Source organism: Paenibacillus sp. Y301 (assembly GCF_059445505.1).
The window spans coordinates 181,903-206,788 of record NZ_JCAIUL010000008.1 but is presented as its reverse complement, the minus strand read 5'-3'; the positions used below and the strand labels follow the sequence as shown (position 1 = coordinate 206,788).

Below are 24,886 nucleotides of genomic sequence, written 5' to 3'. Positions count from 1 at the left end.
TTAACTTATGTTAAAAGTAGGGATCATCGGATTTGGGTTTATGGGCCGAATGCATTTTGACAACTATGTAAGACTGACGGAAGAAGGCGTACAGGTGAAGGTTACTGCTATCTGTGACCTGCGCATTGATGAACTGAAGGAAAGCTCGGTTGAGGGCAACATTGCCACAGAACAAGAGGTGTATGATCTTTCTCCTTATAATTTGTATTCTTCTATCGATGCAATGCTGGACAAGGAAGAGCTGGATCTCGTCGATATTGCCCTTCCTACCTATTTACATGCGGATATTGCCTGCAGAATGTTGGAAAGAGGGCTGCATGTATTTTGTGAGAAGCCCGTCTCCGTCACATCTGCTGAAGGCTGGCGGATGGCTGAAACAGCGAAACGCAATAACAAAACGCTTATGATCGGACAATGCTTACGTTTCTGGCCAGCTTATCAATATTTGAAGGAAGTCGTGGAAGATGGCCGTTTTGGTCATGTGAAGTCCGGTTACTTCTTCCGTGGAACCGCACTCCGAGAAGGCTGGCAAGGCTGGTATCTGGACAAAAGCAAAAGCGGTGGCTGCATAACGGATATGCATGTCCACGATGTAGATATGATTCACTGGCTGTTTGGTAAACCTGATCAAGTATCCTCCATTGGACGTAACGTGGTTACGGGTAGCGGCTATGACATCGTCTCGACTAATTACTTGTATTCAGATGGAAAAGTACTAAATGCCCAATGCGATTGGACACTTGAAGGAGATTTTGGCTTCACGATGACCTATCGGGTGAACTTTGAAGGCGGCAACCTGGTCTTCGAAAATGATCAAGTCAAAGTGAATCCAAATGACGGCTCCGGCTTTATTGCCGAATTGTCAGAAAATACGGGCTATTACGGTGAGCTTAAATACTTTACCGAGTCAATCCTGAGTGGACAATCGGTAACTATATGTACACCTGAAAGTGCAGTTGGCACCTTGGAAATCATCGAGGCTGAGATTCGTTCGGCCGATCAGTCTGGTAAACTAGAACAGCTTTAAGAAGCTAAGATATTGGAGGCACAGATGAAACGTACAGTAAAGGTTGGCATAGTTGGACTCGGCAATCGTGGAATGGGATTATTGGATGAAATTATTTTGAGAATGAAAGATGTTGAAGTTCTTGCCGTGTGTGATCTATATGAAGATCGTTGTGAAGCTGCAGCGGCCAAAGTCGAAAGCACTGGTGGCAGTCGTCCGTTCGTTACGCAACAATACGGGGAACTGTTGGCGATCGCAGAGATTGAAGCGGTAGTCGTTAGTGCTTCCTGGAGTGATCATACCCATATAGCTATCGCTTCCATGGAAGCGGGTAAATATGTGGCAAGTGAAGTAGGCGGAGCCGCTTCCATCCAGGAATGCTGGAAGCTGGTTGAAGCCTATGAAAGAACGAAAGTGCCTTGCATGATCATGGAAAATTGTTGTTATGGAAGAGAAGAGCTTATGGTTCTTAACATGGTAAAGCAAGGTGTGTTTGGTGAAATCGTACATGCCTCTGGTGGATATCATCATGATTTGAGAAGCGAGATTGCGTATGGTAAGGAGAACCGCCATTATCGGCTGGACAATTATATTCATCGAAACGGTGAGAATTATCCTACTCATGAGCTCGGTCCCATTGCCCAAATTTTCAATATCAATCGAGGCAATCGTATGGTCTCTCTCGTTTCAATGGCTTCTAAAGGAAAAGGAATGCAAGAGTACATTGCAGAAAAGAAGCCGGATGATAAGGAGCTTTTGCATACAGACTTTATGCAGGGGGATATTGTAACGACGATTATCAAATGCGCACGCGGGGAAACCATCACCATAACACTGGATACAACATTGCCAAGATATTATTCCAGAGGATTCACGGTCAGAGGAACCAAGGGGATGTATATCGAGGAGAATCAGTCGATATTTATTGACGGGCAGCATGATGAGAATCATTTTAACTGGAAAGAGCAATGGGGTAATGTAGAAGCATTCCGGGAGCAGTATGAGCATCCGATCTGGCGGAAGTTTCTAAGTGATGGTGTTCAAGGCGGTCATGGAGGCATGGATTGGCTAGAGTTTGTAGAGTTCTTCGATGCAGTAAGGAATGGAACAAACACACCTCTGGACGTGTATGACATGGCCGCTTGGATGAGTATTACAACACTATCCGAGGATTCAATTGCCATGGGAGGACAACCGGTTGCCATCCCCGATTTTACAAATGGCAAATGGGTGAATCGCAAATCAAGCTTTCCTGACATTCAGCCGTAAATCGATAATCATACGGAACGCTTAGAATACCAAGCGTTCTTTTTCTAAATCATGTCTAAGTAAGTGAAATAACGTACAGCAAAGAGAAATTGATTGAATGGATTTATATAGACTTTATTTAGAAGCAAATGCTAAATAAAGCTAAAGAGTAGATAATTATGAAATATATAAATGCAGCAGAAGTACTACCGGAAAAATTATTAGTAGAAATCCAAAACTATATAAAAGGTGAAATGATTTATATTCCTAATAACGGTCTGCAGAAGAACTGGGGAGAAAAGAGCGGCTCCAGAAAATATTATGCAAAGCGTAATAATAATATAAAAGAACAATATAAAAGAACAATATAAAATGGGAGAGTCTATTGATAAACTGTCAGATGTTTACGGACCAGCATTTGATACAGTAAGAAAAATTATTTATAGCTAGTTATAAACAGGACTTCACTGTGTTGGAGTCCTGTTTTAGTTGTGGCCCTTGGTGTTATCAAGTTTTCACTAGAAAGTTTATGTGTCGTTTTGAATGAAAAAGTGAAAAACGAAAGATGAAGTTGACAACTATCTGTATGAAATTCGATATATTTTTTTTGTTATGTACGTTGCTTCTCACTTTTACGACTAGACATACTCTATATATTAGAGAGGAAAAATTATCAGTTTTTTAGTTGAGACAAGATTTTAGCTGATAATGGAATTTTTTTATATATTCCTTTTATGTCAAATTGCGACTTATATTATATATCACATCCTAAGTTATTTGTTATTCTTTTCACGTACTAGTACAAAACACAATACAGGAGGTAGTATAATGAAAGTGTTCAAAAAAGGAGCAGTTTTTTTATTGACTATTGTGCTGTTATTTACGTTGTTAGTGCTAGCGATGTTCAATCTACCGATGTTAATGGAGTGCGTGGTATTGACTTAGATCAATTTTTTGCAGACAATCTTGTACCACAAGAAAAACAGGTTCTGCTTAAGGAAAAAGTTAAAAATAGTGAATTATGGGATGCGTTGTGATCAGGATAAATATTATCGTTTCCCTGATGGTTCATTCATCTATGTAGGTACGGAGGTTGGAACGACAAGTAAGGATCCTGGAATGATACAACCATTTGGAAGCTCAACAGATCAATATGGAACTACATATTGGGATTTCAAATGCACAAAAACCATTGGTACAGCAAGTACCTATGTATACGCAGACTTCCTCTTGACTTTCGAAGGGAATGGATATAAATCAAACTTTAAATTATATGGTGCAAACGCTTCGGGGTTTGGAGTCACTGGGACCCCTTCCACAGAAATAGTAAGATCGGATGAGGACTTAGAAAAATCAAGATCTGCTTTGGCTCGTTCCTACTGGTTTGCAAAAACTGATCTTAATCTTTCTTGGGAAGGAAATGGAATTAATACTTCTATTGGAACCACTTGTTCTCTTTGGCTCGCTGCAATAAGAGGGAAATTGTATGTAGATTCAAAACTCCCATATTGAGGAAATTCATATAATTCAGTGGGAGACATCTATATGTCTCCCTAACTTTCACAAGTAGTCTGAGATAAATGTGATTAAAAGGAGAGAAAGTATGTTTAGAAGAAATTTAGCGTTAACATCATTATGTCTTATTCTAATCACGACTATTATCATTCTTTCGTATCAACAATTTCTACTTCGTCAAGATCCGAAAGTCTATAGCTTCACTATTGAAACAACTGACTTTCGAATAAAGGACATCGAATTTATAGTTTATCCAGCCTCTAACTCTGTGTATGTTTCTGATCACTATTTAGAAATTATTGGGGAAAACAAGCGGTTTTCAAGTGTTGCCTACAATATATCTATTGATGGAAAAATGATTTTGTCGAATAATCAAGCGGATGATCCATTTACTTTACCCGATGCTTTCAATGGTAAGATAATCTACACCTTTAGAAATTTAATTCGAGATGTAAAAGTTCGATCTGATGATGAAATTAATATTGAAATAATATATGAAGTAAACGGGGTTACTAATAATAAGGTGGGAACTGTTAAATTGAAAAATGTAATCAAGCCTTTTTCCACAACAGGCAATAGTAATAAAAATATCATTCGCTATTAAGGTCACGATACCCCATCACCCGTTAAAGCCCAAGCGACCACCGGAAAAGCGCTGGCGTTCCATTGGGCTTTTTGCTTCGCTTCCAGCTCTGCAACCACGGTGCCTGATGGCGTGAAAAAAGCGCCAGAAGAGGAAGAGGCAGTCTCAAAAGTAGATAAATCTTCTACAGAGGTGCAGATTTCCCTAAAAAAATATTGATGCAAGATGCAAGAAAAATAGCAGGTCAAGGTGGGTTAATATGCTATTTGGTGTCTTTGGTCCATTGCGGCTTGCTTTGGGATAGCCCCTTTTATTTAGTTTGGCATAAAATAAACATAGCCATGAGATTATAATAAAAGGTCAAGGGTTAAGTGGGGGATATTTGCCAACCCTAAAACCGATCAATTACTTGGAATTATTGAAGCCATCGACTTTAATCAAAAGGTAAACACTGTGACGATTCGCTACTATTTATCGGATGAGACAAGCAACACTATGGGCAGGTAAAGTGATTGTCGACTTAGAAATATATAGTATTTTAAAAAAAGATTATGAGAAATGATCAACGATTAACTATAAAAATCAATGAAAATAATACTATAAAAATAGCTGTACCAATCGAAGCTAATATATTTACAATTCTCTTAGTCTTTGTATCACTTTTAAATATGTTGCACAGTATGAAGTAAACCCCAATTCCGATAATCCCACCTAGCGTATTTCCTATGAAATCGGTCATATCGGTAGCACCAATCGCAAATATGAACTGGATTACTTCAAACAATAAACTTACACTTGCTATAGGAGTAATTTTTTTTATAAATGTCGAATCTGGCTTCAACATACTTATATATATTCCGAATGGGATAAAAATAAGAATATTATTAATAATCTCTCCAAAATTAATCCGATTGTTAACAATAGCTGAACCGGCAAATGGGATTAAATTAATGCCTCTTAAATTAGGCAATTCTTGAAACGAAAAAGTCATTTTAAACAATATGATCCATGTTAGTGCTAACAAGTATATAACCAACAAACTCACAGTAAATCTCTTTTGAGTTCTCTTTTGAGTTCTCTTTGATTTCTCCAAAAAAAACGTCTCCTTCGTATGAATCAATATTTTATGTGTTATCACCCATATAAGTTGTGCTAATGAAATCAGTATATGCCTCTAACATGACTATCAAGTGACTCCATAGTGACAATCTAGTCACATACAATGAACATGGAGACAAGCACACTTAGGGTGGGTAGGTAAAGGAACTGTCGATTTAGAAGAAAGTGATTGATTGATAAAAATATACTTAAAGAAGACATTGGATGAAGATAATATAACAAAGCTAGGTTATACTTTAATAATGATTTAATTATTTTTATTTACCTGTAATGAGAGGAATTGAATTTATATATGAAAGAAAATTTTTGGATGGATTTACCTAGACCATTTTTTGTACTAGCACCAATGGAAGATGTGACGGATGTTGTTTTTCGACATGTCGTGAGTGCAGCAGGTAAACCTGATGTATTCTTTACAGAGTTTACGAATTCGGATAGTTATTGCCATCCTGAGGGACAAAAAAGTATGCGCGGGCGTTTGCTTTTTACTGAAGATGAACAGCCAATGGTTGCACATATTTGGGGGGACAATCCTGAGAATTTCCGTCAAATGAGTATTGGTATGGCAGATCTTGGCTTTAAAGGCATCGATATTAATATGGGGTGCCCTGTACCCAATGTGGCCATGAGAGGTAAGGGAAGTGGCCTTATCCTTCGCCCAGAGATTGCTGCAGAGTTGATCGAAGCAGCCAAGGCGGGAGGACTGCCTGTAAGTGTGAAAACAAGACTTGGGTACACGGAATTAGACGAGTGGAAAGAATGGCTAACACATATATTAAAACAGGATATTGCGAATCTCTCTATCCATTTACGTACAAGAAAAGAAATGAGCCTAGTCGATGCACACTGGGAATTAATATCTGAGGTCAAAAAGTTACGTGATCTTGTAGCACCGCATACGTTGCTCACCATAAATGGAGATATTCCCGATCGCCAAACGGGTCTAGAACTTGTTGAAAAGTATGGTGTGGATGGCGTGATGATTGGGCGCGGTATTTTTAAAAATCCGTTTGCCTTTGAAAAAGAACCAACAGAGCATAGTAGTAAGGAGTACCTCGATCTCCTAAGATTGCATCTCGATCTTCAAGATCAATACCAAGAAGAATTGCCACGTTCAGTTACAGCGATTAATCGCTTCTTCAAAATATATGTCAAAGGTTTCCGAGGCGCAAACGAATTAAGAATTCAATTGATGAACGCGAAATCTACGGATGAAGTACGTACATTACTTGATGATTTTGAAGCAAACCATATTGATTAATATCGGACGATAAGTGATCCTTTAAGAAAGCTATTATAGCTATCTCGTAATCTCAGATAGCAGTTATAGCTTTTAGCTATAACTAGATATTACTTTTAAGTGTTACGCCGTTCGTACTCCTCCATGCTAGAATCAAAACATTACAAAAAGACAGTTGTTAAATGGAGGAGGATTTATCATGTGTAATAGATTTCAAATCGTAGGTAGCCTGTTGCGACCGTCGAATTTATTAGAATATAAGCATCAAATTGAACATCGTGATGATATCAATTATCCCTTTTACGATAATATTCAGGGGTATGAGCAATGTGAATCTGAGGCGATTCAGGCTATAGTCGATAAAGAAATTAACAATGATTTGTCTATTCTTACGGATGGAGAATATTCCAAATCGATGTGGCATCTGGACTTTGTCTGGGGCTTCCAAGGAATTAGACGCTATATAGCGGATCATGGATATTTCTTCAGAGATACCGATGGAACTTCCAAATATGAGACTCGAAAAGATATTGGTTTGCGCATTACAGGTGAATTGAGTGGGAAAAACCATCATTTTATTCATGTGTATAAAGAACTTCAAGCCGCTGCTGGTGACCGTGAAACCAAGCTGTGCGTAGCTTCTCCTTCACATATTTATGGTGAGTTATCATGGTCAGATAATATTGGTGGCAAAGATGCTGTTTATAAGGATAAACAAGAGCTTAAAAACGGTCTTGTTAAGGCTTATAAAGAGTTTGTCGAAGAATTTGCAGTTGCTGGAGGGAGAATCCTTCAATTCGACGATTGCTTATGGGAGCTATTTGCAGATGATAACCCGAACTCTCCATATACGGGTGAGAGTATCAATCAAGAGGAAGTACAGTCTCTTGCTACAGAATTTATTGATATTAACAATACCATAATTGATTACGGTCATAGCTTAGGTTTGAAAATGTGGACGCATAATTGTCGTGGTAACTACGATTCCCGTAATATGGGTGGTGGTTCCTATGCCAAAATTTCGAATCTGTTCTTGAAGCAGCTTAAATACGATCGCTTTTTCCTTGAATGGGATGATGAACGTGCAGGCTCACTTGAGGCACTTGCGGTATTCAAAGATAAGCCTGAAACAGAAATTGTACTTGGATTGTTGTCTTCTAAAACCAATACGCTTGATGACGAGGCTCGTGTAGTTAGAATGCTTGATGAAGCATCGAAGATTATTAATAAGGATAGATTATTACTGTCTCATCAATGCGGTTTTGCATCTTGTGATGGCGGCAATGAATTAACGGAAGATGAACAGTGGGCAAAAATTAAACAAGGACAACGTATTGCCCAGCAATATTGGGGTAAGTAATAGTAAATGAAGTAAAGTAGGAAGTGATTCCCTCCCTCAGATTGTCGAAGGAACTTGTCGACAGTCTTTTTGTGGATTATGGGTTTTGAGTGCGGTTTTGTTGTAAAATAATGGAGAGAAAGTGCTAGGATGGAATAAAGCAAGACTTCGATTGCGACTGGAGGTCATCCATTCTGCCTGAGTTGCGCGAGACTGTAACCCAGTTCAATATACCGATTCATATCGGTAGAAATGTTTGGATCGGTGCAGGAAGCGTGGTAACCAAGGTGAAATAGCCTTTCTAGCGAAGGTTATATATATCGTTTATACTGGTAAGACCCAATCCACCTCTTAGGAGTTGTCTAACAAATCATGAACAAAAAAGAAGTCGCGCACATACGCAAGCAGTTTAAGCTGGATCACGATATGATGGATATTCACAATATTCTCAACGTGTATATTATGAAGGACAGCAGCGAGGTCTATCATTGGGAACGTCAGGCGTTTGCTCTGGTAGACAGAGAGAAGCAGGAGCTTCATATGGCCAATTTCAAAAAACTACTGACTGGCGATTTGGATCAGAAGTTGTTCGAGTTGAAGTTTCATGAGGAAGCTGAGGACCCATCGCGCGTGATACTTCACCAAGCATTGACGACAGGCGATCCAGAAGAATGGAAGGACCTGATGTTGCTGTTGGTGGATAAAATGTTGGTGGACACCAAGTACGAAAAAGATATGGTAGTCACGTTCGTTCATGGACAGTACTTCCGGCCGACCAAGGGTAGAAATGAAGAATCAGAAGAGAGTGGCAATGACGAAGTGTCTGCGCATCCGTTCATTCTATGCAGCGTCAATTCCACCGAACAGCAACGGAAAACGCTCTTGTTTGATTATGTGGAGCGGGAATTCAAATACAACGTCATTGTAGATCCGATTATCAAATTAAGTTCGCCCGAGCAAGGATTCTTTTACCCGAGCGTGACGGACAACTATTCCGACGTGAGCCGCATTCTATATTGTACGGCCAAATCGAATTTTCCAGATCCGAACTTCATTGAACAGGTGTTGAATGCCGAGAGATCCGTGACAGTACTGGAAGAGAGAGCTATCTTCGAAGAGATCGTGAAGGAAGTGGTGGGTGAACAACTCGACGTATCCACTATCGCGCAAGTATACGAGGAAATCTACCAGGTCATCGAGAGCAACGCAGATAAGGAAGAACCTCCAATGTTGGATTTTAAAGATGTAGAACGCGTGCTAACGGTAAGTGGCGTTGAGAACGTGACTCCGGAAAAAGTGGAACTCGCATTTCAAACGATCATCGACGATAGGAACTATGAAATGAAGGCAAGTAGCGTGATGCCGAAGTTTACGTCAAAATCGATTAAGATCGATACCAAGGTAGCCTCCATTTCGGTTAGCCCGCAGGATTTAAAGTATGTGAGACAGGTGAATTATCAAGGGAAACGATGCATTATGATTGAGATCGACGAAGATGCCGTAATCGAAGGATTTACGCTCAGTACAGAGACATTATAGATTTGTAAATTTGGGGATTTGGATGAATGGATATGGGACAAACCCAGATCCATTCATCCAAATCCTCTTTTTTTGCATTTTAGGGATTGGAATGTGCAGTTGAGTCCAGTTTGGTTCATAAAGATTGAAAAGAATGTATACTGGAATATAGTCCCATAGTCGATGTGATGGAAAATGAGGTGTATGTTATTTATGTATAGAGTGGCTATTGTTGATGATGAGGAAAAACAGAGAAACCTAGTAAAGAGCATGCTGATTACGTTATCTATTAAGACAAATATAAATTTTGAAATGGAGTTATTCGACTCGGGGGAGCAGTTAGTGTCTCATTATGAGAATCATGAACCTCCATTCCATATCTTCATATTGGATATTGAAATGAATGGTATTAACGGGATTCAAACCGCTCGAAGAATAAGGGATTTAAATAAGCTGAATGAACAAATTATTTTTTTAACAAGTTACCCTGAATATATGGTGGAAAGCTTTGACGTAATCACATTTCAGTATTTAATCAAACCGATTGAACCCCATATCTTAGAGGAAAAAATAATAAAGCTGTGTCAGTATTTCCAAGCACTTGATAAGAAATTTATGATCATCAAGTCAGCGTATGAAGAAGTGGTTCTGAGATATGATGACATCATTGGTATTGAAGTAGCCAAAAGTCTCACCATAAAGAGCAAGTTAAATGTGATCACAACGAATCAGACCTATGAAAGCAAAGGCATGATCTCCGATTATGTTCAAGCCTTAAAAGAATATAATTTTTTGCAAATTCATCGGTCCATTATTATTAATCTTGTTCATGTTAGGAAATTCGCTAGTGGAGCTGTACTGATGTCAAATGGCATGGAGTTTCCTATAGGCCGTTCTAAAATGAAAGAGGTCAAAGACTTTTATACAAAATTTATGATAATGAAGGTCACTTGAGATGATTCAGACTAATTTGCCCATTGTCTTTTGTATTGCACTTGTTATCGGTTTTCAAATCAATTTATTCTTTAACTCGGTCTTTGATAAGTCTGCTAGAAAGCCTAAAAGATTCGGTTACTTCGTTATTACAGGTATACTTGTTGTTGTATATTTAGCTGTGCCTATGTCTGCTATCTTATCCTCGATTCTAGCATTGCTTATGATATTTAGTTTAGCGCAATCTTATCAAGTAGAAATAAAAGCAAAAATCATTTTCGCTATACTTTATGGTGTGTTAATGTCTATCGTTAATTTTATATCTCTTTATATTTTTTATGCGGTAGATTCCTTAGATATAAGCAACTTTGAGCCCGTTCATGGGCAAGACGAATTGGCATATACAAAGTCTGTCTTTCTAAGCTGTATTCTCATGTTTGTTGTTATTCAGATTATACGTCTCATTGCCAAACGTCGAAGCTTTTCTTTCCATTATCGTTACTACATTCTATTCATAATTGTCCCGATCATAAGTATATACCAGCTGAATGTTCTAACGTATTACAGTGAGAAGAATATCTATTATTTCATTTCGATTATTGGATCTCTTTTTATTAATGTTCTCATCGTTTATATTTTTGATAATATCGCTGATAAATATCAATTCATGCATGAGAATGCCCAATTGCAACAACAGATGGACTATCAAGATGCTAACTATGAAAAAACAGTTCACAGCTTCAAATCTATGAAAAGAATTATTCATGATACGAATCAACATTTTCTGTATATTGAAGAGTGTATTAAGCGAGATGAATTGGCAGCAGCAATGGAGCATATTAAGGTTACGTTGAACAAAGTTGAAGGTGCCTACCATAGAGTTAATACGGGTAACTTGGTCATCGATGCCCTTGTTACGAATACGCTTACTATTGGAGAAGCCAACGGCATAAGAATAGATACGAAACTTAGCTTATATTCGCAGGAAGTTCATATGGACCGTTATGACTTATGTGTCGCTTTGGGTAATATGTTGGATAACGCTATAGAAGCCTCTAAGAAAGTACGCAGTGCTGAAGATCGGTATATGCTTATCAAAATACATTCAGATGAGTCTGCGTTATTCATTCACATTCTTAATCATATGGAGAATGGCGTTACGCATTTGCAAAGCCAAAAGACCAACCCGGAATATCATGGGATTGGCTTAATCAATATAGCTAGGATCTGCGACAAGTATGGTGGGAATATGGCCATCGAAACAAAAAATAAAGTGTTTCACAATATGGTTGTACTTCCTTTTCATACGAACAATCCCTAAACATCCTGTTGTTTAGGGATTGTTTTTTTCGTTTCAGGGTGTTTTGAATCTATATCATCCTCGCTCATCGTATGATTCATTTAGCAATAATAAATAGAAGGAGGAATTGACAATGAAGAAGATCATTTCAGTATTCATGACTACCATGCTTTTTATATTACCGATGACCCCCGTTTTTGCTCAAGATCAACAGGCTCCAATAAAAGAGAGGGTTCAAAGTATGGCTTCGGAGATCGTGTCCAATTATGGAGTTAGTGGGGTGCAATATGCCATCAATGATAATGGATCGATTGCTCTATCAGATAGCGCTGGTGTATACGATAAGGCTACCAAGGCTCCAATAACCAAAGACACGATGTTCGGGATAGGCTCCGTAAGCAAGATGTATGTAACGGCTGCAACGATGATGCTAGTGGATACGAATGAAGTTGATATAGATCAACCACTCACAACGTATATTAAGGATTTTAAAATGTTGGATGAACGATATAAAGAAATTACGCCGCGTATGTTAATGAATCATTCGTCTGGACTTTACGGTACTCACTACGGAAATAGTATGTTATTCGATGATAATGATACCAAGAACCATGATGAATTATTAGTAAGATTACAATCAGAAAGCTTGAAATCCAAACCGGGAGAATATTCCGTTTACTGTAATGATGGATTTCAGCTGCTAGAAATATTGGTTGAACGTGTAAGTGGGTTAAGCTACACCAAATTCCTTGAAACCCATATAAGTACCCCAATGAATTTAAGTGGTACTAAGACGCCACTCGACAATTTTGATAGACAAAGGCTCGCAAAAACGTATTTTCCTACAATGGATCAAGCTTTACCCGTTGAGAATGCCAATGTCATTGGGGCAGGTGGCCTATACTCAACTGCAGAAGAATTAAGTTTATTTTCCGAGGTGTTAATAGGTAAACGGACTGATATTTTATCTGAAAAGTCAGCAAAGTCTATGCAAAGTCATGAATATAAAAATGGAGTGTGGGTATCTGAGGAGTCCAACAGTTTTAATTATGGCCTTGGCTGGGACGCTGTTAATTTGGCACCATTTGATGATTATGGAATAACGGTGTTATCCAAAGGTGGGGATACAGTCATGTATCACGCTGCTGTGACTGCCATACCCGAATATAATATTTCTGTAGCTGTGCTCTCATCAGGTGGGAGTTCACTCTACAATACGATATTTGCATCTAATGTTCTATTGGAATACTTGAAAGATAAAGGGATGATTAAAGACATCCTACCTGACAAAACATTTGAACCTGCAACAAAGGTGGAAATGCCATCCGATTTGCTTAGCTATTCTGGATTATACGGTACAGTGGGTTCAACCATAAATATAGAAATCAAACATGGGGAGATGGCTTTACCAGAGCTAGAAGGGCTAATACCACCGCAACAATATGTGTATGCTGGCGATGGGAAATTCGAGAGCAGCGATGGCAGTGTAGTAGTAAGCTTCGACAAACAAACCAATGGGAAAACATATTTAAAAGTTAACGCGCATGTGAATTTTCCTGGAGTAGGTCAAATGGTTATGGTCGCTTATGATTATCAAAAGCTAGATGCCAATCCTCTAAACCAAACAACAGAAAAGGTATGGGAAAAAAGAAACGGAAAAAGTTATTATGCGTTAGATGAGAAAATCACTTCTATATTTTATCTAGCACCAGCGATATTAATCAAAAATATATCTCTTGATAAGAATCAAGGATACGCAAATGGGACTAAGGTTGTTGATGAGAATAAAGCTGTAAATGCAGTGGAAATCCCTATGATGAACGGGAGAGATGCCTTTGATTTAAATTTTCATACATTGAACCAGACGGAGTATTTAACAATTGATGGACTATCTTATATAAGCGAGGATGCTGTGAAGCCACTCTACGGAGGGAAATTATCGATTTCTACCTTACCTTCTGATGGTCATGCTGTATGGTATAAAATTGATGGGAAATCAGCCAATAAGAAAATGACAGTCAATATTCCAAAAGGTGGAGGATATGCTGTTTATAATAAAGAGGGAGAGATTGTGAATTTCACTATGGCAAGTAATAGTGATTCAGTCATTCTACCAGAAGGTGGATTGATGGTCTTAGGCGGCAATGCAGGAGCAGTGTTCAAGATCAGCCTGTCAAAATAAAATAAAATAGAACAAAGACGAGATCAATGTGAGGATTGTGATGAATGAATCTGGGGGCAAACCAGATCCATCAAGCCTTTTCCTCTATTTTTATATTAAGAGGGATGATAGTATACTTAGATGATAATGAATACTTAGGAGGATATATGTCCTGGAGCAAATTGAAGCAACAACTGGAGAGTTTCCTCTGTCCAGCGTTACATGGAAGGGTCGAATACCGAGCAACCAGTTACCGCTATTCACCCGACAAAGCAGGCACTTGTTATATTGCGGTAGATAAAAAGAACGTTCTTAATATGAGTGATATAACTACCTTAATCAGATGGTATCAGACGGAACTGGAGATTAAGAATGATCCAGATATCCAAATTCCGATCAACAATGAAGAAATTGAAGACCTTAGAATAGATACCCATGGAAAAGTTCCGGAGGATCGTCTAATAGTAATGGCAAGAAGTCGGAAAATATCAGAACATGCCAAGGAGCTTTTGTCAGCACAGTCATCATTAAGTAAATCAAATTTTACCGTTGTCGCTACCAAGTATTTATCCACTCCAATAGAGGAAAGCATAGAGTGTAATGATATCTTATTGAATATTCTAGCTTTAGTGGACAGACGAGTTGGCAAAAAGCGAATTCTAAACATGACCGAGAAGATGAAGTTAAAACATCCCATTGTGCAGTATTTCTATGAACTACGGCGTAGTACGTTATAGAAAAATTGCCCCATGGGGCACCTGAACAGCGATTGGTCGCTATTAAGCTCTGTAGAGTTTCTACAGGGCTTTTTATTATGGATTGCGTTTATAAGCCCCCTCCGGTAAATTACCGAAAGGTAGGTTAATCGCTACTTCCTGATTTAATTAATTGGTCTTCATAGACCGTTTTATAGTTAGTCACGATAGGTTCACCATTTTCTTCGCCAATGGTGAGTATTTCCTCTGTTTTGTAGGAAGCAGGCTCGCTAGTTTGCGTCAAATAAGTAATACCCGCACTATTGCCGTCAATTCTAATTTCAAAGTCGACGACCCAGGGGCTAGAAACACCGATGTTGAAATTCCAATGCTCCCCGCTTCTAATGATCTGTTCTTGCTTGAATTGTTCCTTCATGTTTGTAGACATCATTTCATAGCGGGGTTCCCCGTCACGAGTTATAAGTGCATTTGCCCAAACTGTTGCTAACTCATTAATCGTGCTCTCCGATAAATCTTGTTTGTTCGCAGGGTTGGCCGTAAATCCCATTATAAATATGAGGGTTGCTATGCAAGTTGCTATGAGAACAGAAAACCCTGGTTTTTTATAGTTTAGGACATTTTTAATTCTTGCTTGAACATGGCTCTCTCCGAAAGCAAGCGGACTCCCAGAGATTAAACCACGTTTGGTAACGGATAGTGTAAGAAGAGATTTGGAATAGCCACCCTTTACCTCACTGCCCATTTTTCTAATTACATTTTCATCGCAAGACATTTCCATATCCCTACTCATGAATGCAAAGCAAATCCACATTAGCGGATTGAACCAGTGAACAATTAACACTAGAAACGAAAAAGGTTTAATTAGATAATCCAGTCTTTGAATATGTGTTTGCTCATGCGCCAGAATATAAGAAAGCTCATCATCACTTAGACCGATCGGAACATATATTTTAGGCTTAATAAATCCACATACAAAGGGTGTGCTAATCCTGTCGGTTTCAAAAATGCCTGCTCTTACAAGGGTTGCGGTGCGTACATTATTTATGACTTTTAAGTAAGAGATAACGCAATAGATAAGTAGCATTACCACCCCAATACCCCAAATGAATCCGGCAATCTCCATAGTGATTTGCATGGGATTAATACTAGTATAGGGGGATGCAGGTGGAAGAGGTGAATTCACAAGTTGATTTATTCCGCTAGAACCGAGATCAACCGCAGGAGTTTGCATCAAGCCGATATTAAAAGGGATATACTCCATTGTTCCACTATTTGCTTGAGTAGTAGGCTTCAGAAAGCTTAGAAAGCTAAACGCAGAATTAAAACTAGAAGGGAATACAAGTCTTATAAGGACAGCCAGCCATAATGAATAGGAGAACACCTTGGGTACCTTCTTTAGGAGTAACCTTATCATAATAACAGCGAGCGCTACATAACTTGCGGTAATGCTCATATTTAGTATAGCGATAAATAACGTGGTCATTTAGTCGCCTCCTCAATAATACGTTTCAACTGTTCTGCTTCTTGTTCAGTAATTTTATTTTTTCCTAAGAAGGCAGTTAGAAATTGCGGTAATGAACCATCAAAGGCTTTTTCTATTAAGGCTTCACTCTCATACCTTTGTGCTTCTTCACGCTTAATAAGAGTGGATACTATAGCATCTTGATTTTGCACAATACCCCGCTCACACAGCTTTCTTAAAACGGTATAAGTAGTCGACTTTTTCCAGCCTAATTTCTCGAGACAAAGTTTAACAAGCTCTGTTGAATTAATAGGTTCATGATCCCAAATGAGAGATACAAATTTATATTCTGCATCAAATAGTTTATAGGGCTCCATTTATTTCACCTCACATCATAAGTTTATTGCAGTAGACCTTAATGCGAGTTTATTGTAGTAAACCTGTTTTGTCAATAGGTGGTCCAAACGTACGAAGCGGCGGCAGTCAACAAATTTCACGAACTTACCCCAAGCCTGCGTTGATTAAGTGTGATAGGATAAGGGTATACTTAATTCCCCGCGGGGGTAAGAAAAGGGTGCATCATGAGAATTATTATTTCGCCTGCCAAGAAGATGAAAAGGGACACAGATATTTTCGATTGCCGCCAGATGCCGCAATTTATTAGTGAAACGCAGACTCTTCTGGCCTTATTACAAAAGTTGAATTATGAAGAAGCCAAATCGTTATGGAAATGCAATGATGCCATCGCCACGCTGAATGCGGAACGGATTCGGGACATGGATGTCATGAGGAACCTTACACCGGCTATTTTTTCTTATGAGGGGATCCAGTACCAGTACATGGCACCTGGGATCCTTCAAACAGAAGAGCTGGAATATCTTCAGCAACATTTACGGATATTGTCCGGGTTCTATGGAATCGTTCAGCCATTTGACGGCGTTGTTCCATACAGACTGGAGATGCAGGCTAAGCTTAGCGGACCTAGTTTCGCCAATATCTACGAGTTCTGGAATAGAAAACTAGCGGATCAGCTATTTTCAGAGACTGACATCATTCTGAATCTGGCCTCTAAGGAGTACAGCAAGTGCATCTCTCCATATGTTGGTGGAAACGTTCGAATGATTAGCTGTGTATTCGGGCAGGAAATTGATGGCAAGGTAGTTGAGAGAGCTACCCTGGTCAAGATGGCCAGAGGGGAAATGGTACGCTATATGGCCGAACGCCAGATCACGTCTGTGGAGGATATTAAAGGCTTCGACGGGTTTGATTTCAGCTTCTCGGATGAGCTATCGAATGATAGTACGTATGTGTTTATACAAAAACAAAATAAATAGAGTAAGTAGTACATTTTGGGTAATCTTGAAGGCGGTTGAATAACCATCTTCGGGGTTACCTTTATTTTAATTCGCTATTTTTTGGCTTCAATTTATAGCGATATCGTAAATGGATATGTATGAAATTAGCCTAAGAGATGGGTGGTTATCTATACTTTTGTTATACGAAAAAAAGACATCCTTCGCACAAATAGAGTGTGAAATGGATGCCTGAAAATAAAAATGGAATACGTTCGAAGTAGCTGATTAAGCTTCCATCTTCTGCGCCGTGTAGAGCCGGTGATAAAGGCCACGTTGTGCGATAAGCTCATCGTGTGAGCCACTTTCTGCAATGCCTTTGTTGGACACATACATAATGCGGTCGCAGTTCTTCACGGTGGACAGGCGATGAGCAATAATGAACGAGGTACGTCCCTTAAGCAACTCATTCAAGCCCTTCTGAAGCAAGCGTTCGGTCTTCGCATCAATCGAAGAAGTTGCTTCGTCCAAGATAAGAATACGAGGATCAGCCAAAAGCGTTCTAGCGAACGAAATGAGCTGTCGCTGTCCTTGAGATAGCTTGGAGCCACGCTCGTTGACCTCTGTCAGGTAGCCCTGATCGAATTCACGGATGAATTCGTCGGCACAAACGGTTTTTGCAGCAGCGATGACTTCTGCTTCGGTGGCATCCAGTTTGCCATAACGGATATTGTCCAAGATGGTGCCGGAGAATATGAAGCTGTCCTGTAGCATAATTCCCATTTGGCTACGAAGAGATTTCAGTGTAACCTGCGAGATATCCTGTCCGTCGATAAGAATCTTACCACTAGAAATATTATAGAAGCGTGAGATTAGATTGACGACTGTCGTTTTACCTGCACCTGTTGGTCCTACAAGGGCTATACTTTCTCCTGCTTTGACATGGAAGGTGATATTCTCCAGGATATTGAGTCCCGGGTCATAAGCGAAGGTTACGTTATCAAAGGTAATATGGCCGGATACAGAAGGAAGCGCCTTAGCATCCGGAATATCGCTGACAGTAACTGGCTCATCTAGCGTTTCAAAGATACGCTCAAGATAGGCAACGGCGTTGATGAAGTTATTGTATAAGCTCGAGAGATTCAGAATCGGCTGCCAGAAGCGGGCAGCATAGCTACTCATAGCTAGAATGACACCAAGTGTCATACCCTCAGGACTGAGTGTCAAGAGACCCACAAGGAAAATCATCGATGTAACGATAGTAGACAAGTTGTCGACGGAGAAGGGGATAAGCATGTTGTAACGTAGAGCCTTCATCCACTCCGTGCGGAAACCGCCTGCGAGACGTGTGAAAATCCCCTCATTGCGTTGTTCCCGGGAGAACATTTGCGTCACTCCGATGCCGCTGATGCTCTCTTGCAAATAAGCATTTAGGTTGGAGTTTTTGTTAGACACAGCCTGCCATGCTCGGCGCTGTTTGGTTTTGATCAGCAGCATGATGCCTAGGAACACGGGCAATCCTGCAAGGATGACGAATGAGAGCCGGACATCGACCGCAAACATAAAAACCGCGATAAAGAGCAAATTCACGATTTCTAGAATAAAGTTAATAATACCGTTGGACAGTACATCTGAAACAGAGTTAACGTAGTTCACGACCCGGATGAGGATCTTACCCTGCGGCCGGTCGTCATAATATTTAAAAGGTAAGTTCTGCAGGTGCTTGAACAAATCCGTGCGGATGTCGAATATAATATCTTGCCCGACACTTGTCATGATACGTGATCGTATGGTAGCCAGATAAACGCTGACAACAATGGCCACAAGCATCAGTGCGGACCAGCCCAGTAATGCAAGCTTCGCTTTTGCCGGAATGGTCACGTCGACCACATGCTGCATGATAAGCGGAGCTGAGAGTGAAATGGCCGCAGAAAGTGCACTAAGCACAAACGCTACAATCATTGGTGTTTTCTTTCGTTTGATATATACCATCGCACGTCGGAAGTGTTTGATATTAAACGGCGATTCAAGATTTTCATCGACGTCGAATTTATTCCTTGCCATTTGCAATCACCTGCCTTCCAATACCCTCGTTCTGCAGTTTGAATACTTCATAGTAATAGCCTCGTTTCGCAAGCAGTTCGGCATGTGTGCCTTCTTCAATCAGCTTCCCATTATCCAAAATGAGAATACGGTCAGCTTGTGAAGTGGTAGACACCCGCTGTGCGATAATGATCTTCGTGCAAGGATAATCTAGCTCGCGTAGACTTTTCTGAATGTGTTCCTCTGTCTCATTATCTACAGCAGAGGTTGTATCATCCAGAATCAGGATGGGACGATGAACTGCTAAGGCTCGTGCCAATGCTATACGTTGTTTTTGACCTCCAGAAAGACCGACACCACGTTCCCCGACAACGGTATCATAACCTTCAGGCATCTTGGTGATGAAGTCGTGTGCGGCTGCAAGCTCGGCATAGCCTATCGCATCTTCTTCTGAAAGATCGGGATCGCCATAGGCGATATTTCCGTCGATAGTATCGGAGAATAAGAGGACATCTTGGGTTGCCATACCGATATTACCTCGAAGCTCATCAAGTTCCAGCTCTCGCACATCAACGCCATCTACGAGTACACGCCCTTCGGCTACATCGTAGAAACGAGGGATCAGGTTGATGATTGTCGTCTTGCCCGATCCCGTCGAGCCCATGATTGCGATGGTTTCACCGGGTTCAACGGTAAAACTAACATCGTCCAGTACGATTGCGCTGTCATATTTGAAGTGGACATGATCGAACTCAATACGTCCTTCGTAACGGCGTTTGTCTACGGATGTATGCTCGTTTACAATGTTAGGCCGGGCGTAATAGATGTCAATGATTTTGGATAAGCTCGCAAAAAAGCGCTGAATGTCGTTGATAATAATACCGATGTTGCGCATCGGGTTGGATATGGCCCAGATCAGTGACGAGAAGGCCATGAACTCACCAAAAGTGATCCGACCCTCCATAAGGAACAACCCACCGGCTAACATAAGAATGACGTTGAAGCCTTGTGCAAAGGATTCCAGATAAGGAAAATAATCAAGCCAAACAAGGGCAGCCTTTTTGTTAGCCGTGGAATAGTTGACATTCTTCTCTGTGAATTTCTGTATCTCGAATTCCTCGCGGGCAAATGCCTTGACTACACGGTTGCCTGAAATATTCTCCTGAGTAGTCGTATTAAGTTGGGACAGCCGCTCGCGTAGGTCAATATACATGGGACGGACACGTTTGGCGAATATGTAAGCAACAATAAAAATAGGAGGTGACAAAATAAGCATCCACAGCGTTAGCTCAGCATCTATGGTTAGAAAATAGATAACGGCGGCTATGAAGATCGTTAACGATTCAATGATCGTTTTGAAAATCCACGCCATAGAGTGACGGACCATGTCCAGATCACCTGTCATCTTCGTCATGAGATCACCAGTGCGGTTATGATCGTAATATCCCCTGTCCTGTCCCTGAATCTTGTTGTACATATTGATACGGATATTGTACATCATATTTTGCGAGGATTTCTCGTACTGCATGGTCGTAAAATAAGCTAGTCCTGTACGCAGTAAAGAAAATCCAATCATGCCCAGGCAGAGCATAATTAATAATTGCCGTTCTTGTGTAAGATTCTGCAGGGCATTGTCACCAGCTATAAACGTGTCGACAATGCGCTGACTGATGTAAGGATTCACGATCGTGAGACTTGAGCCCACTACCGAGAGGCAGAGCGCCAGAATGTATCGCGTTCGATTTCCCTCTAAGTTCTGCCATAGCCATTTCAGTTCGAACATCTGATCACCTATTTCTTATTGTGTTACACTCTTGCCTGAAAAGAGTGAATAAATCAAAGTGATTATAACATTATCGAACGATCAAGTATCGATTATGGTGAAATTTTCTTGTTACAATCATTTGAACATTTTGAAATAATGACATGTGCATCTATTAAAGGATAAATTTCGTAATTATATGTAGAAAGAGAGGGGGAGGAGAAATCAAAGAAGACAAATGGGTTCGTCAGGCAAAGGAAGGTAATGAGGCGGCAGTCGAGTTGTTGATTCGTCATACCTACGATGATATTTATCGTTTTGTGCGATGGAAGGTGTTTGATGCTGATTTAGCTTGGGACTTATCACAAATGACGTACGAAAGGGCTTGGCTTAAGTTAGATACCTTTCAGGAAGAGCAAGGTAGTTTCCGAACATGGCTGCTTACCATTGCTCACCATATCTGTATTGATCACTTACGCAGTAAGGCTACCAGACAGGCGGGGCTAACCGAGAACTTAATGGATCACATTCCTGCGAATGGAGATTTTCTCGATGGTGTGCTTATGAAAGAAGAGATTAGACAGGTTTACACAGCTATTCAATCGCTACCATATGAGCAACGTAATGCGCTGCTTTTACGATATAAAAGTGATCTTACGTTTACGGAGATTGCTACTGTAACAGCAGAATCCGAATCGACGGTAAAGTCGCGGGTACGGCGTTCGTTAATTAAACTGCGTGATATGCTGAGCCAATCTGCTGAAGATAGGTCATCATCTCATTCCTACAAGAAAGGAAAATTGAAATGAAGCGTACTTATAATCATAGGGACGACCTAGATCTTAATTCACAGGACGAGCTGTCAGAAGATACTGTCGAGACGTTAGTAAGACATATACAGCTAATGCCTGAGTATCCACTACCTAAAGGTTTTGTTGAAGAAGCTATGTCAAATTGGCGTAAGTCTAAGCGTTTGCTTCCTTCACCCGTCGAACCATCTCATCTAAAACTGGCTCAGAAGGCTAAAATAATTGTTTCCCAGGGATTGTGGAGGGACGTTGTGTTGGGCGTGTTAATGTTTGTGATAGGTTTCCTCATTCTGAGTGTCAGTGAGCTGGTTCCAGCGATTCTCATTCTACCCGTTGCAGGCTGTATTCCCCTGTTAGTCGTCATCGCTAATACGGCTAGACATACCCTGTGTGGTATGGGGGAACTCTCGCGAAGTCTCCGCATCCCGATACACTGGTACATGCAAGCCCGACTGTTGTTCATCGGTATGGTGGCTTTACTGCTTAATATCACCGTTATCGCTGTTATTTTCCCAGCATGGGGTGGGGAAGTTCTGATGCGAGTCGCCCTGCTATGGTGTACACCCACCCTTATGAATGCAGCTATTGCTCTAATGCTATCCGCCCGTATTCGTAGCTTTGGGCAGTTAGCCACCGTGCTGGTTCTACTCCCTATCTTTTGGCTGATCCTGTTTTCGAGCGAGTCGGCTATCAGATGGACAGCTTCTATTGATTTAATTAGGCTCTCGATATTTGCAATTGTAACGATGGCCATGCTGGTGGTGACGATAATTATGAATGGAAGATATCTAAAAAGGGGAGGTTTTTTAAGTGGAGCTTGAGTTACACAATATCGTACACAGTTTCAAAAAAAAGCGTGTTTTAAAGAACATCTCAATCTCCATGACGCCTGGCATTTATGGTCTGTTGGGACCTAACGGAACGGGAAAAACGACACTGATGCGCATTGTGGCCGACGTACTTACGCCGACTCATGGACAAGTATTGCTAAATGGGCAGGACAAGGATGCGATGGGTGAACAATATCGTGCGCAGCTTGGTTACTTACCTCAGGAATTGGGCATGTACAATCACTTTACTGCACGTGATTTTTTATATTATATAGCGGCTCTTAAAGGGCTTACTAAACAAGAAGCAAGTAATCGAATGGAGGTACTCGCTCAAACACTTAATCTGTCTGGAGAGTTGGATAAAAAATGCGGCAAATATTCAGGCGGTATGAAACGTAGACTTGGGATCGCCCAAGCTTTGCTTAATAACCCGCAGATTCTTATATTAGACGAACCAACGGTCGGACTTGATCCCATGGAGCGTGTACGATTTAGAAATATGATATCGGAAATATCAAGTGACCGAATCGTTATTTTATCAACACATATCGTTCCTGACGTCGATCATATTGCCAAGCAGGTACTACTGATGGGACAGGGTAAACTGCTACGCCAGGGCACAATTAACGAATTAACAGCCGAATTGCGAGGGGAAGTATGGCAAGCGATTGTTCCCAGACGACGGCTAGCACAAATAGAGGAAAGGGGAGATGTGGTTAATATGCAGCAACTTGATTCTGAGTTAGAACTGCGAGTTGTCAGTAAGGAAGCGCCATGCGAGGGTGCTGTTCAAGTAACTCCGTGCCTTGAAGATGTGTATATGCATTATTTCCGTTCTAAAGAGGGGATTATATCCAAATGAAACGTTTAATCATGTTTGAGCTGCGCAAGATTATGGTTCGTAGAGTTTGGTTTGCCATGGCAGCGTGTGTCGCTATAACGATATTTTTCTTCGTGGAAACGGCTCCAGCACCGGGAATGAATAGTATTATGGCTGTTCAAAAGGAGAGACCAGATCTTATTGCTGCTCATGAGGGTCCGATTCAAGATGCTCTAGCCAAGAAATATGCACCAACTTTGGAAATGGAGCGAGCTGAAGACACCAAAGGGAGCAAAGAAGAGAAATTAGAGCGAATTATACAGCAAAATTATGCTGTAGCTGCTTATCAATCGAGTCTATTTAATGATCGCTTAAAGGATCTAAGAGTACAGAAGGAGCATTTGGAGTCTCAACACATAACGGAATCCTATGACTACAAAAATATTAGTAAAAAGCTCACTATGATGGAGAAGATCGATCTTCCTGGTTTCTACGTGACAATGAATTGGAGAGAGCTATTTTATTTTATCTCGGAATTATCTAGTCCTAGCATTTTGTTTATCGGTCTTGTTATGGTGTTGGCACTAGCTCCGCTGTATTCAGGAGAAGCAAGCTACAGAATGGATTCGCTTATTCTATCCAGTAGATATGGTAGGCGAAGTGTTGTCGCTGCCAAATTAATCGCAGGATTTATTTTTACGTTTGGTTGGGTCACTGCTTTCTATGGGATATGTGTCATCGTAAGTTGTATGCCAAATGGATTTGTTGGTTGGAACGCTCCACTCAGCAGCTACCTTAGGGAGAGCCCTTACGCATTGACAATACTTCAGGCATTTTTCCTGCAATATGTAATAGCTTTAATGGGTGCTTGCGGACTATTGTTATGGACGGCGCTTATTTCCGCAGCATTCAAGAACAGCTTAAGCAGTTTTGGATTGGCCATGACGTTGGTCATTCTACCGTTCATCTCGCTCCCTGGAGTTATTGGAAAGGTAATCCCATTACTTCCTACCAGCATCATGGCAAGCAGTAATTTGATTAAGAATTATAAGGCATATGATATATTGGATACGCCTATTCTATATCTGAACCTATCCATTGCAGTCACGGTTATTGTGGGGATTGTCATACTACTACTCATTCCGAAGACTTTTGAAAGACGGTTAAAGGTATGACGCACATAATACATC

At 40.4% G+C, this 24,886-nt stretch carries 23 protein-coding genes and 1 pseudogene; 18 read left to right on the top strand and 6 right to left on the bottom strand.

Going from position 1 to position 24,886, the window contains the following annotated elements:
- Window positions 1-7: 7 nt before the first annotated feature.
- From AC1D69_RS15660 to AC1D69_RS15640, 5 genes are all read left to right on the top strand, one after another.
- Window positions 8-1,027 carry a Gfo/Idh/MocA family protein gene (locus tag AC1D69_RS15660; protein WP_495457073.1) on the top strand — a complete coding sequence of 340 codons (1,020 nt, stop codon included), beginning with the start codon at window positions 8-10 and terminating at the stop codon, window positions 1,025-1,027.
- A 24-nt stretch (window positions 1,028-1,051) separates the two neighbouring features.
- Window positions 1,052-2,275, top strand: a complete 1,224-nt coding sequence (locus AC1D69_RS15655; RefSeq protein ID WP_495457072.1) for a Gfo/Idh/MocA family protein — start codon at window positions 1,052-1,054, stop codon at window positions 2,273-2,275.
- A 158-nt stretch (window positions 2,276-2,433) separates the two neighbouring features.
- Complete coding sequence (locus AC1D69_RS15650) at window positions 2,434-2,625, top strand: CD3324 family protein (RefSeq protein ID WP_495457071.1); 192 nt, start codon at window positions 2,434-2,436, stop codon at window positions 2,623-2,625.
- Between the two features lie 595 nt (window positions 2,626-3,220).
- Entirely contained in the window at window positions 3,221-3,766 is a 546-nt protein-coding gene (locus AC1D69_RS15645; RefSeq protein ID WP_495457070.1) for a hypothetical protein, read from the top strand.
- A gap of 91 nt (window positions 3,767-3,857) precedes the next feature.
- Window positions 3,858-4,373, top strand: a complete 516-nt coding sequence (locus tag AC1D69_RS15640) for a hypothetical protein (RefSeq protein WP_495457069.1) — start codon at window positions 3,858-3,860, stop codon at window positions 4,371-4,373.
- 2 nt (window positions 4,374-4,375) lie between these two features.
- Here AC1D69_RS15640 and AC1D69_RS15635 read toward each other — a convergent pair whose 3' ends face one another.
- Window positions 4,376-4,576 (bottom strand): hypothetical protein, encoded by a 201-nt coding sequence (locus tag AC1D69_RS15635; RefSeq protein ID WP_495457068.1) that lies wholly within the window; start codon window positions 4,574-4,576, stop codon window positions 4,376-4,378.
- Between the two features lie 121 nt (window positions 4,577-4,697).
- On the opposite strand from AC1D69_RS15635, the pseudogene AC1D69_RS15630 reads away from it, so the two are divergent.
- Window positions 4,698-4,914, top strand: a pseudogene (locus AC1D69_RS15630) (GNAT family N-acetyltransferase); the annotation flags it as partial.
- Here AC1D69_RS15630 and AC1D69_RS15625 read toward each other — a convergent pair.
- Entirely contained in the window at window positions 4,915-5,445 is a 531-nt protein-coding gene (locus AC1D69_RS15625) for a VanZ family protein (RefSeq protein WP_495457067.1), read from the bottom strand. It abuts the pseudogene before it with no gap.
- Window positions 5,446-5,763: 318 nt separating this feature from the next.
- Between AC1D69_RS15625 and AC1D69_RS15620 the strand changes: the two genes are divergently transcribed.
- From AC1D69_RS15620 to AC1D69_RS15590, 7 genes are all read left to right on the top strand, one after another.
- Window positions 5,764-6,732, top strand: coding sequence for a tRNA dihydrouridine synthase (locus tag AC1D69_RS15620; protein WP_495457066.1), 969 nt, complete (start codon window positions 5,764-5,766; stop codon window positions 6,730-6,732).
- A 178-nt stretch (window positions 6,733-6,910) separates the two neighbouring features.
- Window positions 6,911-8,071, top strand: a complete 1,161-nt coding sequence (locus tag AC1D69_RS15615) for a cobalamin-independent methionine synthase II family protein (RefSeq protein ID WP_495457065.1) — start codon at window positions 6,911-6,913, stop codon at window positions 8,069-8,071.
- A gap of 351 nt (window positions 8,072-8,422) precedes the next feature.
- Window positions 8,423-9,589 carry a DUF4317 domain-containing protein gene (locus AC1D69_RS15610; protein ID WP_495457064.1) on the top strand — a complete coding sequence of 389 codons (1,167 nt, stop codon included), beginning with the start codon at window positions 8,423-8,425 and terminating at the stop codon, window positions 9,587-9,589.
- Between the two features lie 192 nt (window positions 9,590-9,781).
- Window positions 9,782-10,522 (top strand): LytR/AlgR family response regulator transcription factor, encoded by a 741-nt coding sequence (locus AC1D69_RS15605; protein WP_495457063.1) that lies wholly within the window; start codon window positions 9,782-9,784, stop codon window positions 10,520-10,522.
- Window position 10,523: 1 nt separating this feature from the next.
- On the top strand, window positions 10,524-11,822 hold the full coding sequence (locus tag AC1D69_RS15600) for a GHKL domain-containing protein (protein WP_495457062.1): 1,299 nt from the start codon (window positions 10,524-10,526) through the stop codon (window positions 11,820-11,822).
- 112 nt (window positions 11,823-11,934) lie between these two features.
- A complete protein-coding gene (locus AC1D69_RS15595; RefSeq protein WP_495457061.1) occupies window positions 11,935-13,983 on the top strand; it encodes a serine hydrolase domain-containing protein in 2,049 nt (682 codons plus the stop codon).
- A 146-nt stretch (window positions 13,984-14,129) separates the two neighbouring features.
- Window positions 14,130-14,699: an SF0329 family protein gene (locus AC1D69_RS15590; protein WP_495457060.1), complete on the top strand. Its 570-nt coding sequence runs from the start codon at window positions 14,130-14,132 to the stop codon at window positions 14,697-14,699.
- A gap of 124 nt (window positions 14,700-14,823) precedes the next feature.
- On the opposite strand, the gene AC1D69_RS15585 is transcribed toward AC1D69_RS15590, so the two are convergent.
- Window positions 14,824-16,161 (bottom strand): M56 family metallopeptidase, encoded by a 1,338-nt coding sequence (locus AC1D69_RS15585; RefSeq protein ID WP_495457059.1) that lies wholly within the window; start codon window positions 16,159-16,161, stop codon window positions 14,824-14,826.
- Window positions 16,158-16,517: a BlaI/MecI/CopY family transcriptional regulator gene (locus AC1D69_RS15580; protein WP_495457058.1), complete on the bottom strand. Its 360-nt coding sequence runs from the start codon at window positions 16,515-16,517 to the stop codon at window positions 16,158-16,160. The genes AC1D69_RS15585 and AC1D69_RS15580 overlap by 4 nt, the downstream gene beginning before the upstream one ends.
- A gap of 204 nt (window positions 16,518-16,721) precedes the next feature.
- Between AC1D69_RS15580 and yaaA the strand changes: the two genes are divergently transcribed.
- Window positions 16,722-17,474 (top strand): peroxide stress protein YaaA, encoded by a 753-nt coding sequence (yaaA, locus tag AC1D69_RS15575; protein WP_495457057.1) that lies wholly within the window; start codon window positions 16,722-16,724, stop codon window positions 17,472-17,474.
- Between the two features lie 246 nt (window positions 17,475-17,720).
- On the opposite strand, the gene AC1D69_RS15570 is transcribed toward yaaA, so the two are convergent.
- Both AC1D69_RS15570 and AC1D69_RS15565 read right to left on the bottom strand, forming a co-directional pair.
- A complete protein-coding gene (locus AC1D69_RS15570; RefSeq protein ID WP_495457056.1) occupies window positions 17,721-19,496 on the bottom strand; it encodes an ABC transporter ATP-binding protein in 1,776 nt (591 codons plus the stop codon).
- Window positions 19,483-21,258, bottom strand: a complete 1,776-nt coding sequence (locus AC1D69_RS15565; RefSeq protein WP_495457055.1) for an ABC transporter ATP-binding protein — start codon at window positions 21,256-21,258, stop codon at window positions 19,483-19,485. The genes AC1D69_RS15570 and AC1D69_RS15565 overlap by 14 nt, the downstream gene beginning before the upstream one ends.
- Window positions 21,259-21,419: 161 nt before the next feature.
- Between AC1D69_RS15565 and AC1D69_RS15560 the strand changes: the two genes are divergently transcribed.
- The 4 genes from AC1D69_RS15560 to AC1D69_RS15545 are packed head-to-tail and all read left to right on the top strand — an operon-like array spanning window position 21,420 to window position 24,871.
- On the top strand, window positions 21,420-22,046 hold the full coding sequence (locus tag AC1D69_RS15560) for an RNA polymerase sigma factor (RefSeq protein WP_495457131.1): 627 nt from the start codon (window positions 21,420-21,422) through the stop codon (window positions 22,044-22,046).
- Window positions 22,043-22,867: a hypothetical protein gene (locus AC1D69_RS15555; RefSeq protein WP_495457054.1), complete on the top strand. Its 825-nt coding sequence runs from the start codon at window positions 22,043-22,045 to the stop codon at window positions 22,865-22,867. Before AC1D69_RS15560 ends, AC1D69_RS15555 begins: the two co-directional genes overlap by 4 nt.
- Window positions 22,857-23,738: an ABC transporter ATP-binding protein gene (locus tag AC1D69_RS15550; RefSeq protein WP_495457053.1), complete on the top strand. Its 882-nt coding sequence runs from the start codon at window positions 22,857-22,859 to the stop codon at window positions 23,736-23,738. The genes AC1D69_RS15555 and AC1D69_RS15550 overlap by 11 nt, the downstream gene beginning before the upstream one ends.
- The gene (locus AC1D69_RS15545) at window positions 23,735-24,871 is read left to right on the top strand and encodes an ABC transporter permease (RefSeq protein ID WP_495457052.1); all 1,137 of its coding nucleotides are present in this window, start codon (window positions 23,735-23,737) and stop codon (window positions 24,869-24,871) included. The genes AC1D69_RS15550 and AC1D69_RS15545 overlap by 4 nt, the downstream gene beginning before the upstream one ends.
- Window positions 24,872-24,886 lie beyond the last annotated feature (15 nt).

Bases quoted from the DNA above. Each gene is read 5' to 3' on its own strand.
- AC1D69_RS15660 (WP_495457073.1), top strand. From the start codon at position 8: ATGTTAAAAGTAGGGATCATCGGATTTGGGTTTATGGGCCGAATGCAT.
- AC1D69_RS15655 (WP_495457072.1), top strand. From the start codon at position 1,052: ATGAAACGTACAGTAAAGGTTGGCATAGTTGGACTCGGCAATCGTGGA.
- AC1D69_RS15650 (WP_495457071.1), top strand. From the start codon at position 2,434: ATGAAATATATAAATGCAGCAGAAGTACTACCGGAAAAATTATTAGTA.
- AC1D69_RS15640 (WP_495457069.1), top strand. From the start codon at position 3,858: ATGTTTAGAAGAAATTTAGCGTTAACATCATTATGTCTTATTCTAATC.
- AC1D69_RS15620 (WP_495457066.1), top strand. From the start codon at position 5,764: ATGAAAGAAAATTTTTGGATGGATTTACCTAGACCATTTTTTGTACTA.
- AC1D69_RS15615 (WP_495457065.1), top strand. From the start codon at position 6,911: ATGTGTAATAGATTTCAAATCGTAGGTAGCCTGTTGCGACCGTCGAAT.
- AC1D69_RS15610 (WP_495457064.1), top strand. From the start codon at position 8,423: ATGAACAAAAAAGAAGTCGCGCACATACGCAAGCAGTTTAAGCTGGAT.
- AC1D69_RS15605 (WP_495457063.1), top strand. From the start codon at position 9,782: ATGTATAGAGTGGCTATTGTTGATGATGAGGAAAAACAGAGAAACCTA.
- AC1D69_RS15600 (WP_495457062.1), top strand. From the start codon at position 10,524: ATGATTCAGACTAATTTGCCCATTGTCTTTTGTATTGCACTTGTTATC.
- AC1D69_RS15595 (WP_495457061.1), top strand. From the start codon at position 11,935: ATGAAGAAGATCATTTCAGTATTCATGACTACCATGCTTTTTATATTA.
- AC1D69_RS15590 (WP_495457060.1), top strand. From the start codon at position 14,130: ATGTCCTGGAGCAAATTGAAGCAACAACTGGAGAGTTTCCTCTGTCCA.
- AC1D69_RS15585 (WP_495457059.1), bottom strand. From the start codon at position 16,161: ATGACCACGTTATTTATCGCTATACTAAATATGAGCATTACCGCAAGT.
- AC1D69_RS15580 (WP_495457058.1), bottom strand. From the start codon at position 16,517: ATGGAGCCCTATAAACTATTTGATGCAGAATATAAATTTGTATCTCTC.
- yaaA (WP_495457057.1), top strand. From the start codon at position 16,722: ATGAGAATTATTATTTCGCCTGCCAAGAAGATGAAAAGGGACACAGAT.
- AC1D69_RS15570 (WP_495457056.1), bottom strand. From the start codon at position 19,496: ATGGCAAGGAATAAATTCGACGTCGATGAAAATCTTGAATCGCCGTTT.
- AC1D69_RS15565 (WP_495457055.1), bottom strand. From the start codon at position 21,258: ATGTTCGAACTGAAATGGCTATGGCAGAACTTAGAGGGAAATCGAACG.
- AC1D69_RS15555 (WP_495457054.1), top strand. From the start codon at position 22,043: ATGAAGCGTACTTATAATCATAGGGACGACCTAGATCTTAATTCACAG.
- AC1D69_RS15545 (WP_495457052.1), top strand. From the start codon at position 23,735: ATGAAACGTTTAATCATGTTTGAGCTGCGCAAGATTATGGTTCGTAGA.